This window comes from Streptomyces sp. NPDC002513, assembly GCF_053595355.1.
The window spans coordinates 109121-123489 of sequence record NZ_JBSFXK010000010.1 but is presented as its reverse complement, the minus strand read 5'-3'; the positions used below and the strand labels follow the sequence as shown (position 1 = coordinate 123489).

Genomic DNA, 14369 nt, shown 5'->3' with positions numbered 1-14369 from the left:
GTCTGAGGGAACCACCATGTCCAAGAAGACACCACTGCACGGCATCCACGCCGAACTCGGAGCGTCGTTCACCGACTTCGCCGGCTGGTCGATGCCGCTGCGCTACACCTCCGAACTGGCCGAGCACCACGCCGTACGGACCACCGCCGGAATCTTCGACCTCACCCACATGGGCGAGATCGAACTGTCCGGTCCCGAGGTGGGCCGGGCCCTCGACCACGCGCTGGTCGGGAAGCCGTCGAAGATCGCCGTCGGCCGCGCCCGCTACTCCATGCTGGTCCACGACACCGGCGGAGTCCTCGACGACCTCGTCGTCCACCGCCTGGCCGAGGAGAAGTACCTCGTCGTGGCCAACGCCGGCAACGCGCTGGTCGTGCTCTCCTGCCTGCGTGACCGGATCGACGGCTACGTCGCCACGATCCGGGACGCTTCCAGCGAGTGGGCGCTGATCGCGGTCCAGGGGCCGAAGTCGCCGACGATCCTCAGCGAACTGGCCGACGTCGACGTGCCGTCGCTGAAGTACTACGCGATCGACCGGGCACGGCTGGCGGACCGCGAGGTGCTGCTCGCCCGCACCGGCTACACCGGCGAGGACGGCTTCGAGATCTACTGCCGCCCCGAGGACGCGGTGGCCCTCTGGCGAGCCGTCAGCGCCGCGGGCGCGGAGCACGGCCTTCTCCCCTGCGGCCTGGCCTGCCGCGACACGCTGCGCCTCGAAGCCGGCATGCCCTTGTACGGCCAGGAACTCACCGTGCGCACCACGCCGTTCGACGCGGGACTCGGCCGCATCGTGGTGTTCGGGAAGCCCGGCGGGTTCGTCGGCGAGGCGGCCCTGGCCGCCTGCCGTGACAAGGGGCCGGACCACGTGCTCGTCGGGCTGACCTCGACCGGCCGACGAGCTGCGCGCACCGGCTACGCCGTACTCGCCCCGGACACCGGCGAGCGCCTCGGCGAGGTCACCTCAGGCGCCCTGTCGCCCACCCTCGGCCACCCCGTGGCGATGGCCTACCTGCCGGCCGGCCGGAGTGCACCCGGCACGAAGGTGCTGGTCGACATCCGAGGCAGCCAGGAGTACGCCGAGGTCGTCCCGCTGCCCTTCTACCGCCGCCAAGCCTGACCGCGTCCCAAGGGCCCCCACATCAGCCACACCCGGTCCTCCCGGACCGGCCGACATTCCCAGGGAACCCATCATGAGCCTGCCCACCGACCTGAAGTACACCAGCGACCACGAGTGGATCGCGACCGACGGCGACGTGTCGACCGTCGGAGTCACGGCCCACGCGGCCGACGCGCTCGGCGACGTGGTCTACCTCGACCTGCCCGTCGTCGGCGCGACGATCAAGGCCGGCGAGGCGTGCGGAGAGATCGAGTCGACCAAGTCCGTGAGCGACCTGTTCGCTCCCGCGGACGGCGAGGTCGTCGAGATCAATGAAGCCGCGGTAGCCGATCCCGGCCTGGTCAACTCCGACCCGTTCGGAGCGGGCTGGCTGTTCCGGTTGCGGATCACCGGCGCGCCCGACTTGCTGGACGCGACCGCCTACACGACTCTCACCGAAGGAGCCTGAGATGTCCGTGCTGGACCGTCGGCTCGCCGACTTCGACCCCGAGGTGTTCGCCGCCGTGCGTGCCGAGCTGGTGCGCCAGCAGAACACGCTGGAGATGATCGCCAGCGAGAATTTCGCACCGGTGGCGGTGATGGAGGCTCAGGGCTCCGTCCTGACCAACAAGTACGCCGAGGGCTACCCGGGCCGCCGCTACTACGGCGGGTGTGAGCACGTCGACGTGGTCGAGTCCCTCGCCATCGAACGGGTGAAGGGATTGTTCGGTGCGGCCTTCGCCAACGTGCAGCCGCACTCGGGCGCCCAGGCGAACGCCGCCGCGATGACGGCGCTTCTCGAGCCGGGAGACACCATCCTGGGCCTGGACCTCGCGCACGGTGGTCACCTCACCCACGGCATGCGCATCAACTTCTCCGGCAAGCTCTACAACGTCGTCGCCTACCACGTCTCCGCGGAGGACAACCGCGTCGACATGGCGGAAGTGCAGCGACTCGCCGAGGAGCACCGGCCGCAGCTGATCATCGCAGGCTGGTCGGCGTACCCCCGGCGGCTCGACTTCGCCGCCTTCCGGCGGATCGCGGACCGGGTCGGCGCGTACCTGATGGTGGACATGGCGCACTTCGCCGGGTTGGTCGTCGCCGGGCTCCACCCGAACCCGGTGGCGTACGCCGACGTGGTCACCACGACGACGCACAAGACGCTCGGCGGCCCGCGCGGTGGAGTCGTGCTGACCAACCGCGCGGACGTGGCGAAAAAGGTCAACAGCGCGGTCTTCCCCGGCCAGCAAGGCGGCCCGCTGGAGCACGTGATCGCGGCCAAGGCGGTTGCGTTCAAGATGGCGTCCGAGCCGGTGTTCCGCGAGCGCCAGGAACGCACCCTCGCGGGCGCACGGCTCCTCGCGGAACGGCTGAGTGCTCCCGACGTCGCGGGCGCGGGTGTGTCCGTGCTGTCGGGTGGCACCGATGTCCATCTGGTCCTGGTCGACCTGCGTGAGTCCGAGCTCGACGGGCAGCAGGCGGAGGACCGCCTGCACCACATCGGCATCACGGTGAACCGCAACGCCGTACCCTTCGACCCCCGCCCGCCGATGGTGACCTCGGGGCTGCGGATCGGTACACCGGCCCTGGCCGGCCGCGGCTTCGCGGAGGCCGCGTTCGCGGAGGTCGCCGACATCATCGCGCAGGCCCTGAGGCCGGCGTACGACGAGGACCTCGCCACCGAGCTGCGGGCTCGTGTGGCCACGCTCGCCCACGCACACCCCTTGTACCCGGAGCTGTGAGATGAGCGGAACCAACACGCCTCCCGTGGCGCCCGACGGCCGCAGGCTGCTGCGGCTGGAGGTGCGGAACAGCCAGACACCCGTCGAGCGCAAGCCCGGATGGATGAAGGCCCGGGTGCGGATGGGGCCGGAGTACACCGCGCTGCAGTCGCGGGTGAAGGCCGAAGGGCTGCACACGGTGTGCCAGGAGGCGCGCTGCCCCAACATCTTCGAGTGCTGGGAGGACCGCGAGGCCACCTTCCTCATCGGCGGCGACCAGTGCACCCGGCGCTGCGACTTCTGCCAGATCGACACCGGCAAGCCCCAGCCTCTTGACCGGGACGAGCCGCGCCGGGTGGCGGAGTCCGTGGCGACGATGGGGCTGCGCTACGCCACCGTCACCGGCGTGGCCCGCGACGACCTGCCCGACGGCGGTGCCTGGTTGTACGCCGAGACGGTCCGGCGGATCCACGCGCTGAACCCGGACACCGGGGTGGAGATCCTGATCCCGGACTTCAACGGTGTCCCCGCATTGCTGACCCAGGTGTTCGAGTCCCGCCCGGAAGTGATGGCGCACAATGTGGAGACAGTGCCCCGGATCTTCAAACGGATCCGGCCCGCCTTCCGCTACGACAGGTCCCTCCGTGTGCTCACCGCGGCGCGGGAGTTCGGTCTGGTCACCAAGTCGAACCTGATCCTGGGCATGGGTGAGACCCGGGAGGAGGTCTCGACCGCGTTGCAGAACCTGCACGACGCCGGGTGTGACCTGATCACCATCACCCAGTACCTGCGGCCCTCAGCGCGGCATCACCCGGTGGAGCGGTGGGTCGAGCCCGAGGAGTTCGTCGAACTCCAGCAGGAAGCCGAGGAGATCGGCTTCGCCGGAGTGATGTCCGGTCCCCTGGTCCGCTCGTCCTACCGTGCCGGACGGCTCTACCGGCAAGCACTCGGCAAAAGACCTCCGCAAGACCCGAACAACTCAATACATCGCTAGGTGTACTGACCTGCGTCGCTCCGGTCCCGTCGGGCGGTCACAGACCCAGGTCGCCGAGGCCCGGGTGGTCGTCGGGGCGGCGTCCCAGCGGCCAGTGGAACAGTCGCTCCGACTCCTGGATGGGGAGGTCGTTGATGGACGCGTGGCGCCGGCTCATCAGGCCGTTGCCGTCGAACTCCCAGTTCTCGTTGCCGTAGGAGCGGAACCAGTTGCCCGAGTCGTCGTGGCACTCGTAGGCGAAGCGCACGGCGATGCGGTTGCCGTCGTAGGCCCACAGCTCCTTGATCAGCCGGTACTCCAGTTCCCGCCGCCACTTGCGGGTGAGGAAGGCGACGATCTGGTCGCGGCCGTCGGCGAACTCGGCGCGGTTGCGCCAGCGGGAGTCCACCGTGTAGGCGAGGGCGACCTTCTGCGGGTCGCGGGTGTTCCAGCCGTCCTCGGCCAGGCGTACCTTCTCCACGGCGGTCTCCCGGGTGAACGGGGGGAGTGGGGGGCGCGGTTCGTCGGTCATGCCGCCTCCAGGGGACGCGCGGGAAGGAGCTGCACGGGAGCGTGAGAACGGTCGTTCTCCACGTGGCGACCACGGTACACGAGAACGAGCGTTCTCACGCGGGGCCGCCCTGAGCGGCACGGGCGCGCCGTCGGCCCCCCACGTCCAGGTCACGCCGGCGGGATGGTCACCTCGCCCTCGACGGGCGGGTCGAGTTCCTGGCACGGGTTCCCCGCCATGCCTCATGTTTCCTGCCGGCGAGCAGGAATGACGGTATGTCAGCTCGGTACGGAAAGGTGCGGGTGCCCGTCTCCAGGGAGGTCCAGGGCCCGTTGAGCGGTCCGGGCGAGGTCCCGTCGGTCGGTCCCGGCGTCCGGTGCGAGCACCGGCGCGACCCGGACCTCCGCGACGAGCCGGCGCGCCGACACCACCCGCCACACCGACGACAGCAGGGAGTCGCTGCCGACGAACGCGGGCGCGGTGCTCGCCGGACCGCCGTCATGCCGGTAGTGGAGCCGCACCGGCTGGACGGGGACGTCCGCGTCCAGCGCCGCCTGGAAGGCCGCCCGCCGGAAGTACCCCTGCGACCGGCCGCACCACGTGCTGCCCTCGGGGAAGACCACGACCGCCGACCCGGCGCGCAGGCCGTCCGCGATCGTCGCGACCGTGTCGGGCAGCGCCCGCAGCCGGTCGCGGTCGATGAAGAGCGCGCCGCTGCGCGCGGTCAGCGCACCGGCCACCGGCCACTGCCGGACCTCGGTCTTGGCGAGCATCCGGCCGGGGCGGACGGCGGCGAGGAGCGGGATGTCCAGCCATGAGATGTGGTTGGCGACCATCAGCAGACCGCCGTGGGACGGGGCGGCCCCGGTGATCCGCACCCGGACGCCGGCGGCGCGCACCACCGTCCGGCACCAGGCCCGGATGATCCGCTCGCGGGCCGGGGCGGGCAGCCGGCACACGAGCGGGGAGAGCACGATCCCGGCGGACACCAGGGTCAGAAGAGCCGCGAGCCGCAGTACGGCGCGCGGTGCGGCGGCCGCCGACGCCGTGGCGTCGACACAGGACCGCGGGGAACAGGGGGCGCTGGGCAGCCAGGCGCTGACGGGAGCGGCGGCGTGGGGCCCCGCGTCGGTGGGGCGCGGCCCGGACGCCGCCGTGGTCGCGCCGGGGTGCGCGGGCGCCGGAGTTCCGCGCCGTGGGCGCAGGCCCGGCCGGGGACGGGACACGGCCTGCGCGCCGGTCCTGGACATGGTCCTCACGCCGGCACGAGCGAGAGGAAGTGCCGCAGATAGCGCGGGTTGACCCGGCGCATCGACAGCAGGACGTAGAGGTCGGCGACGCCGAAGTCCGGGTCGTGCGCGGGCTCCCCGCAGACCCAGGCGCCGAGCCGGAGGTAGCCGCGCAGCAGCGGGGGCAGCTCGGTGTGCCCGGCCGGGGCCGGGGTCCCCGGCCGCCAGGGCAGCAGCGGACGTATGCGGTACTCCTCGGGCGCCATGTGCTTGGCCTTGACCCGCTCCCAGGTGCCCGCGGCGAGCGTGCCGCCGTCGGCGAGCGGCAGGGAGCAGCAGCCGGCCAGCCACTCGTGACCGCCATCGATCATGTAGCGGGCTATCCCCGCCCAGATCAGTCCGATGACCGCGCCGTCGCGGTGGTCGGGGTGGACGCAGGAGCGGCCCACCTCGACGAGCCCGGAGCGGATCCCGGCCAGCGGGCCGAGGTCGAACTCGCTCTCCGAGTACAGCCGGCCCGCGATCGCGGCCCGCTCGGGCGGCAGCAGGCGGTAGGTGCCGACGGCCTGGCCGGTGACCGTGTCGCGGACGATCAGGTGGTCGCAGTACGCGTCGAAGGCGTCGACGTCGAGGCCGGGCTGCGGGGTGGACAGGAGCGCGCCCATCTCCCCGGCGAAGACGTCGTGGCGGAGCCGCTGGGCGTCCCGGACGTCGGCCTCGTCGCGGGCGAGGGTGACGGTGTAGCGGGTCGGTGCCATGTGCGGTGGGGGGCCGGCGAGGGCGGAAACGGCGGTCATGGCTCTCTCCTGGTCACGTGCCGGTTCGGCGGGGCAGCAGACCCGGGCTGTGCGGTCTGTGCGCTCCTGTTCTTCCGATGCAGGTTGGCCTGTGCGTGACCGCAGCCAGGAGGGTGGATGTGGGAATGCTGAATGCCAGGGGCGGCCGGTGGCGCCGGGCGACCGTCCCGGCGGGCCCGCGGGGCCCACGCAACTGGTGGCGGGACCGGGGTTGAGCACCACGCCCGGTCCCGCCCGTCCGCACCTTGCCGGCGAACGTCATACGGCCGGCGCCGCCCGTCCCCAGCGGCGCCGGCCCGTGGTGGTGCCGGCGGACGGCCTAGGGACAGGCCCTAGCGGCGGCCCGCCTTGCGGGTGGCTCGTAGCCACTCCTTGTTCATGCCGGTGATGGAGACCAGCGGGATGCCCTTCGGGCAGGCGGTGGCGCACTCGCCGGTGAGGGTGCAGCCGCCGAAGCCCTCCTCGTCCATCTGCGCCACCATGTCCAGCACCCGGGTCTCACGCTCGGGCGCGCCCTGCGGCAGCACATTGAGGTGGTTGATCTTCGCCGAGGTGAACAGCATCGCCGCGCCGTTCGGGCAGGCCGCCACGCAGGCCCCGCAGCCGATGCACTCGGCGTGCTCGAACGCGAAGTCGGCGTCCGCCTTGGGGACGGGCGTCGCGTGGGCCTCGGGTGCGGAGCCCGTCGGGGCGGTGATGTAGCCGCCGGCCTGGATGATCCGGTCGAAGGCCGAGCGGTCGACCACCAGGTCCTTGATCACCGGGAAGGCCGCGGCCCGCCACGGCTCGATGTCGATCGTGTCGCCGTCCTTGAAGGACCGCATGTGCAACTGGCAGGTGGTGGTGCGCTCCGGGCCGTGCGCGTCGCCGTTGATGACGAGCGAGCACGCCCCGCAGATGCCCTCGCGGCAGTCGTGGTCGAAGGCGACCGGTTCCTCGCCCTTGAGGATGAGTTCCTCGTTGAGGGTGTCCAGCATCTCCAGGAACGACATGTCGGAGGAGATTCCGTCCACCTCGTAGGTGGACATGGCGCCTTCGGCGTCGGCGCTCTTCTGCCGCCAGACGCGCAGGGTGAGCTTCATGCGTAGCTCCGCTGGGTGGGGTGGACGTACTCGAAGACCAGGTCTTCCTTGTGCAGGGTGGGAGCCTCTCCGGTGGCGGTGAACTCCCAGGCGGCCGCGTAGGCGAACTCGTCGTCCTTGCGGGCCGCCTCGCCGTCCGGGGTCTGGGACTCCTCGCGGAAGTGTCCGCCGCAGGACTCGGTGCGGTGCAGCGCGTCGAGACACATCAGCTCGGCGAGTTCCAGGTAGTCGACGATGCGGTTGGCCTTCTCCAGCGACTGGTTGAACTCCTCACCGGTGCCGGGGACCTTGATCCGCCTCCAGAACTCCTCGCGGATCTGCGGGATGCGCTCCAGCGCCTTGCGCAGGCCCGCGTCCGTACGCGCCATGCCGCAGAACTCCCACATGAGTTCACCGAGTTCGCGGTGGAAGGAGTCGGGGGTACGGTCGCCGTCGACGGACAGCAGCAGGTTCAGCCGGTCCTCCGTGTCCGCCAGCAGCTCCTGGACGGCGGGGTGGTCGGCGCTCACCTGGTCCTGGTGCGGGTTGCGGGCCAGGTAGTCGCTGATCGTCGACGGCAGGACGAAGTAGCCGTCGGCGAGGCCCTGCATCAGCGCGGAGGCGCCGAGGCGGTTCGCGCCGTGGTCGGAGAAGTTCGCCTCGCCGACCGCGAACAGGCCCGGGATCGTGGTCTGCAGGTCGTAGTCGACCCACAGGCCGCCCATCGTGTAGTGCACGGCGGGGTAGATCCGCATCGGCACCTCGTACGGGTTCTCCGCGGTGATCCGCTCGTACATGTCGAAGAGGTTGCCGTACTGCTCCTCGACCTTCTTGCGGCCCATGCGCGCCATCGCGTCGGCGAAGTCGAGGTAGACGCCCTGGCCGCCGGGGCCGACGCCGCGGCCCTCGTCGCAGACGTTCTTGGCGGCGCGGGAGGCGATGTCGCGGGGGACGAGATTGCCGAAGGAGGGGTAGAGGCGCTCCAGGTAGTAGTCGCGCTCGTCCTCGGGGATCTCGTTCGGCGGACGGTTGTCGCCCATGGCCTTCGGCACCCAGATCCGGCCGTCGTTGCGCAGCGACTCGCTCATCAGGGTGAGCTTGGACTGGTGGTCGCCGGTGCGCGGGATGCAGGTCGGGTGGATCTGCGTGAAGCAGGGGTTGGCGAAGTAGGCGCCGCGCCGGTGCGCCCGCCAGATGGCGGTCGCGTTGGAGTTCATGGCGTTGGTCGACAGATAGAAGACGTTGCCGTAGCCGCCGGAGGCGAGGACGACGGCGTCCGCGAAGTACGTGTCGACCCTTCCGGTGATCAGGTCGCGGGCGACGATGCCGCGCGCCCGCCCGTCGACGACGATCAGGTCGAGCATCTCGGTGCGCGGGTGCATCTCCACGTTGCCGGCGGCGATCTGCCGGGAGAGCGCCTGGTAGGCGCCGAGGAGGAGCTGCTGGCCCGTCTGGCCGCGGGCGTAGAAGGTGCGGGAGACCTGGACGCCGCCGAAGGAGCGGGTGTCGAGCAGACCGCCGTACTCGCGGGCGAAGGGCACGCCCTGCGCCACGCACTGGTCGATGATCCCGACGGAGATCTGGGCGAGGCGGTGGACGTTGGTCTCGCGGGCCCGGAAGTCGCCGCCCTTGACGGTGTCGTGGAAGAGGCGGTGGATCGAGTCGCCGTCGTTGCGGTAGTTCTTCGCGGCGTTGATGCCGCCCTGCGCGGCGATGGAGTGGGCGCGGCGCGGGGAGTCCTGGTAGCAGAACTGGACGACGTGGTAGCCCTGTTCGGCGAGGGTGGCGCCCGCGGAGCCGCCGGCGAGGCCGGTGCCGACGACGATGATCGTGTGCCCCCGCCGGTTGGCCGGGTTGACCAGCTTGGCCTCGAAACGCCGGGTGTCCCAGCGCTCGTTGATCGGGCCCATCGGCGCCTTGGTGTCGACGACCGGTGCGCCGGTCGCGTAGTCGGTGTAGACGGCGGAAGCAGTCATGTCAGCTCACCACTTTGGTCATGACGCCCACGGGTACGGCGATGAAACCGGCCGTGAGCAGCAGCGCAAGGACATTGGCGATGGTCTTCAGGGCACGGTCGCGGGTGCGGCTGCCGACGCCGAGGGTCTGGGCGGCGCTCCAGAAGCCGTGCCGGATGTGCAGGCCGAGGGCGAGCATCGCGACGATGTAGATGACGTCGCCGTACCAGGTGGAGAAGGTGTCCACGACGTTCTGGTACGGGTGGCCCTCCTGGAAGCCGCCGGGGTGCACGGTGCCGGTCGTCAGGTCCAGGAGGTGCCAGACGATGAACAGGCCGAGGATGATGCCGCCCCAGCGCATGGTGCGGGTGGCGTAGCTCGCCCGCGGCCTGCGGTGCACGTACGCGCTCGGACGCGCCTTGAGGTCACGGCGGCTGAGCTGGTACGCGGAGACGGCGTGGGCGACGACGGCGACGATCAGCACGACGCGGATCAGCCAGAGCGTCCACTCGTAGTGCATGAAGGGTTCGCCGACGGTGCGCAGCCAGTGGGCGTAGTGATTGAACTCGCCCGCCCCGAAGTAGATCTTCAGGTTCCCGATCATGTGGGCGACCAGGTACAGCAGCATGATCAGACCGCTGACCGCCATGACTGCCTTCTTGCCGACGGTCGAGCCCCACAGGGTACGGGCCATGGACGGCCGTCGGTCCGTCCGCGTTGCCAGAGCCATGGCAAGAACGCTAGGGCCGAGGGTCCCCATCGGTCCAAGAGATGGTCCGGCTCGTTTCGATAGGAGGTGCCTATCCTGACTCCATGCAGTTCCATCAGCTCCAGTACTTCGTGGCGGTCGCCGAGACCCGGCACTTCACCCGGGCCGCCGATCTGGTCCATGTCGCCCAGCCGTCGCTCTCGCAGCAGATCAAGGCGCTGGAGCGGGAGCTGGGAGCCGACCTGTTCCTGCGGGCCCGGGGCAACATCACGCTGACCGACGCGGGCGAGGCGCTGCTGCCGCTGGCCCGGCGCATCCTCGCCGACGCCGACACGGCCCGGCACGAGGTGCAGGAGCTGGTGCAGTTGCGCCGGGGCCGGGTGCGCCTGGGCGCGACGCCGAGTCTGTGCACGGGCCTGCTGCCGGATGTGCTGCGCGCCTTCCACGACCGCTATCCCGGCATCCGGCTGCTGATCGAGGAGGGCGGCTCGCACGACCTCGTACGGGAGCTGGCGCGCGGCGCCCTCGACCTGGCCCTGGTCGTGCTCCCGCTGCCCACCCCCTCACCCGCGCTGACCACGGTGGAACTGCTGCGCGAGGACCTGGTGGTGGTGTCCTCGCCCGACGCCCCGAGGCCCGGCGGCGGTCGCCGCACGGTCCGCATCCCGGACCTGGAGGGCGAGCGCCTGGTCATGTTCCGCCACGGCTACGACCTGCGGGAACTGACGGTGGCCGCATGCCGTGCCGCGGGCTTCGAGCCGGACTTCCCGGTGGAGGGCGGCGAGATGGACGCGGTGCTGGGCTTCGTACGCGCCGGGCTCGGGGTGGCGGTCGTACCGCGCATGGTCGCGACGCGGACCGGGCGCGGGCTGCGGGTCACCCCGCTGGCCCGGCCCGGACTCCACCGTACGATCGCGCTGGCCCACCGCAGCGATGTGGCTCCGCCGCGTGCGGCGCGGGAGCTTCAGCGGATGCTGCTGGAGCGGTGAGCGGGCCGCCCACCAGGCGTGCGCTCGGGCACCACCGGGCGTGCCGTCGGGCGTGTGCTCAGGCACCGTCGGCCGCCCGCTCGGACCGCGGCAGTCCCGTTCGGCGGCGACCACGGCGCTGACCCGGGCGGCCGCCTGCGTGGCCGGGACCGGTACGGGAGCGGACCGTGCCCGGGGAGGGCGTGCCGCCGACGCGGCCCGTACACCCCGTGGAGGTGTCAGCCCTTCGCGTCCACCAGCGCGAGTTCGTGCAGCCGCTCCGGCGGGCCCGGGCGGGCGTAGTACCAGCCCTGAGCCGTGTCGCAGCCCAGGATCCGCAGCTGCTCGGCCTGGGCGCCGGTTTCCACGCCCTCGACCGTGACCGCGAGGTCCAGGCTGTGAGCGAGGGAGACGATCCCCTCGACGATCTTGAGGTCGACGGGGTCCGCCGGGAACTGCTGCATGCTCTGGGTGAAGGAACGGTCCAGCTTCAGGATCCGCACCGGAAGCCGGCGCAGGTTGGCGAGGTTGGAGTACCCCGTGCCGAAGTCGTCGAGGGCGATGTCCACCCCCATCTCGGACAGCCGCCGCAGGGGTTTGAGCAGGTCGTCGTCCGCCCCGATCAGCGCCGACTCCGTGACCTCCAGGCAGAGCGCGTCCGGTTCCAGGCCGGCCTGCTCCAGAATGTCCACGGTGTCGGAGACCAGCCCGGGATGGGTGAGCTGGCACGGCGACAGATTGACGTTGATCCGCAGCGGGCCCTTCTGGTCGTGCTTCTTCTGCCACGCACGGGCCTGCCGCACCGCCTCCTTCAGGACCCACCGGCCCAGGGGCACGATCAGCCCGGTCCGCTCGGCGAGCGGGATGAAGCGGTCGGGACCGAGCACGCCGTGCTGCGGATGCAGCCAGCGCACCAGCGCCTCCGCCCCGTGCACGGTGCCGTCGCCGAGATGGACCAGCGGCTGGTACTCGATGAAGAACTCGCCCCGGTCCAGGGCGGTGGGCAGCGCCGTGGTCAGCCCGTGCCGGGTGATGGCGCGGGCGTCGGCCTCGGGGTCGGCGAGCTCGAAGCGGTTGCCGCCCGCCGACTTGGCCCGGTACATGGTGATGTCCGCGCTGCGCAGCACCTCCGCCGGGCCGCGCTCGTCCGCGGGTCCCTCGACGATGCCGATGCTGCCGCGCACGGTCAGCTCCCGCCCGTCGACGCTGATCGGTGTGACCAGCGCGTTCATGATCCGTCCGACGAGTTCGTCGACGCCGCGCTCGGTGTCCGGCCCGGTGGTGAGCGCCACGAACTCGTCGCCGCCGAGCCGCGCCACCATCTCGCCGGGCGCGGTGGCACACGCCTGGAGCCGGTCGGCGACCTCGACCAGCAGCCGGTCGCCGGCCGCGTGCCCGAGGCTGTCGTTGATGGTCTTGAAGCCGTCGAGGTCGAGGTAGCACAGGCCGAACCGCTGTCCCTCGCCCGCGGCGAGCGCCTTCTCCAGGCGCTCGAAGAACAGGGTGCGGTTGGGCAGCCCGGTGAGCGCGTCGTGGGTGGCCTCGTAGCGCAGCCGGAGGTTCAGCAGACGCCGCTCGGTGGTGTCCTCCATCAGCGCGAGCTGGTACTGCGGGTTGCCGTCCGCGTCCCGCAGCAGGGACACCGTCAGATTGGTCCACAGGACCGTGCCGTCGGGCCGGTAGAAGGCCTTCTCGACGTGATAGTGCTCGCGCTCGCCCCGGACCAGTTCGTCGTACAGGCGCCAGACCTGCGGTGCGTCGTCCGGGTGGGTCCACTCGGCGACGTTGCGGCCGCGCACCAGGTGCTCGGAACCGCCGAACATGCGCAGCAGCGCGCCGTTGGCCTCCAGGACGTTGCCGTCCAGGTCGGCGATCCCGATTCCTATGGCCGCGCCCTCGAACACCGCGCGGAAGCGGGCCTCACTGGAGTGGAGCGCCTGCGCCACCACGCCCTGGGCGGTGAGCGCGGCCTCCGCGATGGCCTCCTGCTCGGCGAGCGTGCGTTCCTTCAGGGCCGCCGCGAACCCGGCGGCGATCGCGTGCTGCAATCGCGAGGAGCGGGTCCGCAGGGCCTCCTGCGTCTCCGGGGAGGCGTCCGGGTCGCCGCAGTAGAGCACCAGATAGGCGTCGACGCAGTCGAGCGTGCGGCTCAGGGCCTCCGGGTCCGTGCAGTGCGACTCCATGAGCGCCGCGCCGATCGCCCTGGCCGCGGCCGCGTCGAACGCCCTGGCCCGCAGCGCGTCGCGCAGCCGCCGGGCCAGCGGCAGCAGTTGCTCCTCGAACTCCGGCCGGGTCAGCGAGGTCGAGGTCACGGGGAAGACGGCCCGGCTCCAGATCGTCGCGAACCTGCGCAGTCTGTCCTCCGGCCCGCCCGACTCCCCGCTCACGCGACGCGCCCCACGCCGCCGAATCCGGAGAAGGCATAAGGATCCTCGTCCTCGGGTGCCGTGTCGGGCCGCCACGTCGGCATCGGCACCAGTCCGGGTTCCACCATGTCGTACCCCTCGAAGAACCGCGCGATCTCCTCGCGCGAGCGCATGATCAGCGGATTGCGGATGTTGTTGTACACGCCGACCGTGCCCTCGGCGCGCTCCTGCGGCAGCGGGATTCCCTCGTACGAGGCATGCGTGAGGACGAGCAGGCTGCCCGGCGCGAGGGCGTCGCGCAGCTCGGCCACCGCACTGTACGGGTCGTCCGTGTCCTCCACGAAGTGCAGTATGGCAACGAGAAGGAGGGCGACCGGCCGGTTCAGGTCGATCAGGCGTTCCACCTGAGGGCTCGACAGGATCTCCCGGGGCCTGCGGAGATCGGCCGCGACGACGTCCGCGTCGTCGTTCCCCGCGAGAACGGCCTGGCTGTGCGCCACCGCGACCGGGTCGTGGTCGACGTACACCACACGAGCGCCCGGGTGTGCCCCCTGCGCCACCTCGTGGACGTTGCCGAAGGTCGGAATGCCGGAGCCGACGTCGAGGAACTGGGTGATGCCCTCGCCGACCGCGAAGCGCACCGCGCGGCGCATGAACGCCCGGTTCGCCTGCATGACCTTGGGGAGCCCCGGCATGAACTCCAGCGCCCTGCGCGCCGCCTCGCGGTCGACCTCGAAGTTGTGCGATCCGCCCAGGTAGAAGTCGTACATACGGGACACGCTCGGCACGGAGATGTCGATGCTCCGTGGCGCCCAGGCAGGACGCTCCATGTAGTTCTCCAAGGCGTAGGCGACGGCGAGGTGATCCGGTGTTCGAGCAGAGGCTACTGATCGTCCGCCAACGGAGCGAGTAAAAACGGAAATTGGCCGTCCGTTCCCGGTCACTGCCGCTGGCATGTGCCGTCGAAACCGGCGGACGCCGTC

13 protein-coding genes are annotated in these 14369 nt (G+C 71.1%); 5 read left to right on the top strand and 8 right to left on the bottom strand.

Translation table 11 applies throughout. The annotated features are described in order from the left end of the window. Positions 1-16: 16 nt before the first annotated feature. The 4 genes from gcvT (at position 17) to lipA (ending at position 3811) form a co-directional block, all read left to right on the top strand. The gene (gcvT, locus tag ACWD5Q_RS10075; protein ID WP_451426543.1) at positions 17-1117 is read left to right on the top strand and encodes a glycine cleavage system aminomethyltransferase GcvT; all 1101 of its coding nucleotides are present in this window, start codon (positions 17-19) and stop codon (positions 1115-1117) included. 73 nt (positions 1118-1190) lie between these two features. Further along, positions 1191-1565, top strand: a complete 375-nt coding sequence (gcvH, locus tag ACWD5Q_RS10070) for a glycine cleavage system protein GcvH (protein ID WP_451426542.1) — start codon at positions 1191-1193, stop codon at positions 1563-1565. Position 1566: 1 nt separating this feature from the next. After that, complete coding sequence (gene glyA / locus ACWD5Q_RS10065) at positions 1567-2838, top strand: serine hydroxymethyltransferase (RefSeq protein ID WP_451426541.1); 1272 nt, start codon at positions 1567-1569, stop codon at positions 2836-2838. A 1-nt stretch (position 2839) separates the two neighbouring features. Next, positions 2840-3811 carry a lipoyl synthase gene (lipA, locus tag ACWD5Q_RS10060; protein ID WP_451426540.1) on the top strand — a complete coding sequence of 324 codons (972 nt, stop codon included), beginning with the start codon at positions 2840-2842 and terminating at the stop codon, positions 3809-3811. Positions 3812-3848: 37 nt separating this feature from the next. Here the strand turns inward: lipA and ACWD5Q_RS10055 are convergent, their stop codons facing one another. From ACWD5Q_RS10055 to ACWD5Q_RS10030, 6 genes are all read right to left on the bottom strand, one after another. Further along, complete coding sequence (locus ACWD5Q_RS10055) at positions 3849-4322, bottom strand: nuclear transport factor 2 family protein (protein WP_451426539.1); 474 nt, start codon at positions 4320-4322, stop codon at positions 3849-3851. A gap of 257 nt (positions 4323-4579) precedes the next feature. Then, positions 4580-5551 carry a lysophospholipid acyltransferase family protein gene (locus ACWD5Q_RS10050; RefSeq protein ID WP_451426538.1) on the bottom strand — a complete coding sequence of 324 codons (972 nt, stop codon included), beginning with the start codon at positions 5549-5551 and terminating at the stop codon, positions 4580-4582. A 5-nt stretch (positions 5552-5556) separates the two neighbouring features. Next, positions 5557-6327 carry a GNAT family N-acetyltransferase gene (locus ACWD5Q_RS10045; protein WP_451426537.1) on the bottom strand — a complete coding sequence of 257 codons (771 nt, stop codon included), beginning with the start codon at positions 6325-6327 and terminating at the stop codon, positions 5557-5559. A gap of 332 nt (positions 6328-6659) precedes the next feature. Further along, on the bottom strand, positions 6660-7409 hold the full coding sequence (locus ACWD5Q_RS10040; protein ID WP_451426536.1) for a succinate dehydrogenase/fumarate reductase iron-sulfur subunit: 750 nt from the start codon (positions 7407-7409) through the stop codon (positions 6660-6662). Next, entirely contained in the window at positions 7406-9364 is a 1959-nt protein-coding gene (locus ACWD5Q_RS10035) for a fumarate reductase/succinate dehydrogenase flavoprotein subunit (RefSeq protein ID WP_451426535.1), read from the bottom strand. The genes ACWD5Q_RS10040 and ACWD5Q_RS10035 overlap by 4 nt, the downstream gene beginning before the upstream one ends. 1 nt (position 9365) lies before the next feature. Then, on the bottom strand, positions 9366-10037 hold the full coding sequence (locus tag ACWD5Q_RS10030; protein ID WP_451426590.1) for a succinate dehydrogenase: 672 nt from the start codon (positions 10035-10037) through the stop codon (positions 9366-9368). Positions 10038-10156: 119 nt separating this feature from the next. Between ACWD5Q_RS10030 and ACWD5Q_RS10025 the strand changes: the two genes are divergently transcribed. Continuing rightward, on the top strand, positions 10157-11041 hold the full coding sequence (locus ACWD5Q_RS10025; RefSeq protein ID WP_451426534.1) for a LysR family transcriptional regulator: 885 nt from the start codon (positions 10157-10159) through the stop codon (positions 11039-11041). 218 nt (positions 11042-11259) lie between these two features. Here ACWD5Q_RS10025 and ACWD5Q_RS10020 read toward each other — a convergent pair whose 3' ends face one another. After that, positions 11260-13407, bottom strand: coding sequence for a putative bifunctional diguanylate cyclase/phosphodiesterase (locus ACWD5Q_RS10020; RefSeq protein WP_451426533.1), 2148 nt, complete (start codon positions 13405-13407; stop codon positions 11260-11262). Further along, on the bottom strand, positions 13404-14216 hold the full coding sequence (locus ACWD5Q_RS10015; protein ID WP_451426532.1) for an SAM-dependent methyltransferase: 813 nt from the start codon (positions 14214-14216) through the stop codon (positions 13404-13406). The genes ACWD5Q_RS10020 and ACWD5Q_RS10015 overlap by 4 nt, the downstream gene beginning before the upstream one ends. Between the last annotated feature and the right edge of the window lie 153 nt (positions 14217-14369).

Coding starts and splice junctions, on each gene's coding strand:
- gcvH (WP_451426542.1), top strand. CDS start 1,191: ATGAGCCTGCCCACCGACCTGAAGTACACCAGCGACCACGAGTGGATC.
- ACWD5Q_RS10030 (WP_451426590.1), bottom strand. CDS start 10,037: ATGGCCCGTACCCTGTGGGGCTCGACCGTCGGCAAGAAGGCAGTCATG.
- ACWD5Q_RS10055 (WP_451426539.1), bottom strand. CDS start 4,322: ATGACCGACGAACCGCGCCCCCCACTCCCCCCGTTCACCCGGGAGACC.
- ACWD5Q_RS10035 (WP_451426535.1), bottom strand. CDS start 9,364: ATGACTGCTTCCGCCGTCTACACCGACTACGCGACCGGCGCACCGGTC.
- lipA (WP_451426540.1), top strand. CDS start 2,840: ATGAGCGGAACCAACACGCCTCCCGTGGCGCCCGACGGCCGCAGGCTG.
- ACWD5Q_RS10015 (WP_451426532.1), bottom strand. CDS start 14,216: ATGGAGCGTCCTGCCTGGGCGCCACGGAGCATCGACATCTCCGTGCCG.
- ACWD5Q_RS10040 (WP_451426536.1), bottom strand. CDS start 7,409: ATGAAGCTCACCCTGCGCGTCTGGCGGCAGAAGAGCGCCGACGCCGAA.
- ACWD5Q_RS10045 (WP_451426537.1), bottom strand. CDS start 6,327: ATGACCGCCGTTTCCGCCCTCGCCGGCCCCCCACCGCACATGGCACCG.
- ACWD5Q_RS10025 (WP_451426534.1), top strand. CDS start 10,157: ATGCAGTTCCATCAGCTCCAGTACTTCGTGGCGGTCGCCGAGACCCGG.
- ACWD5Q_RS10050 (WP_451426538.1), bottom strand. CDS start 5,551: ATGTCCAGGACCGGCGCGCAGGCCGTGTCCCGTCCCCGGCCGGGCCTG.
- gcvT (WP_451426543.1), top strand. CDS start 17: ATGTCCAAGAAGACACCACTGCACGGCATCCACGCCGAACTCGGAGCG.
- glyA (WP_451426541.1), top strand. CDS start 1,567: ATGTCCGTGCTGGACCGTCGGCTCGCCGACTTCGACCCCGAGGTGTTC.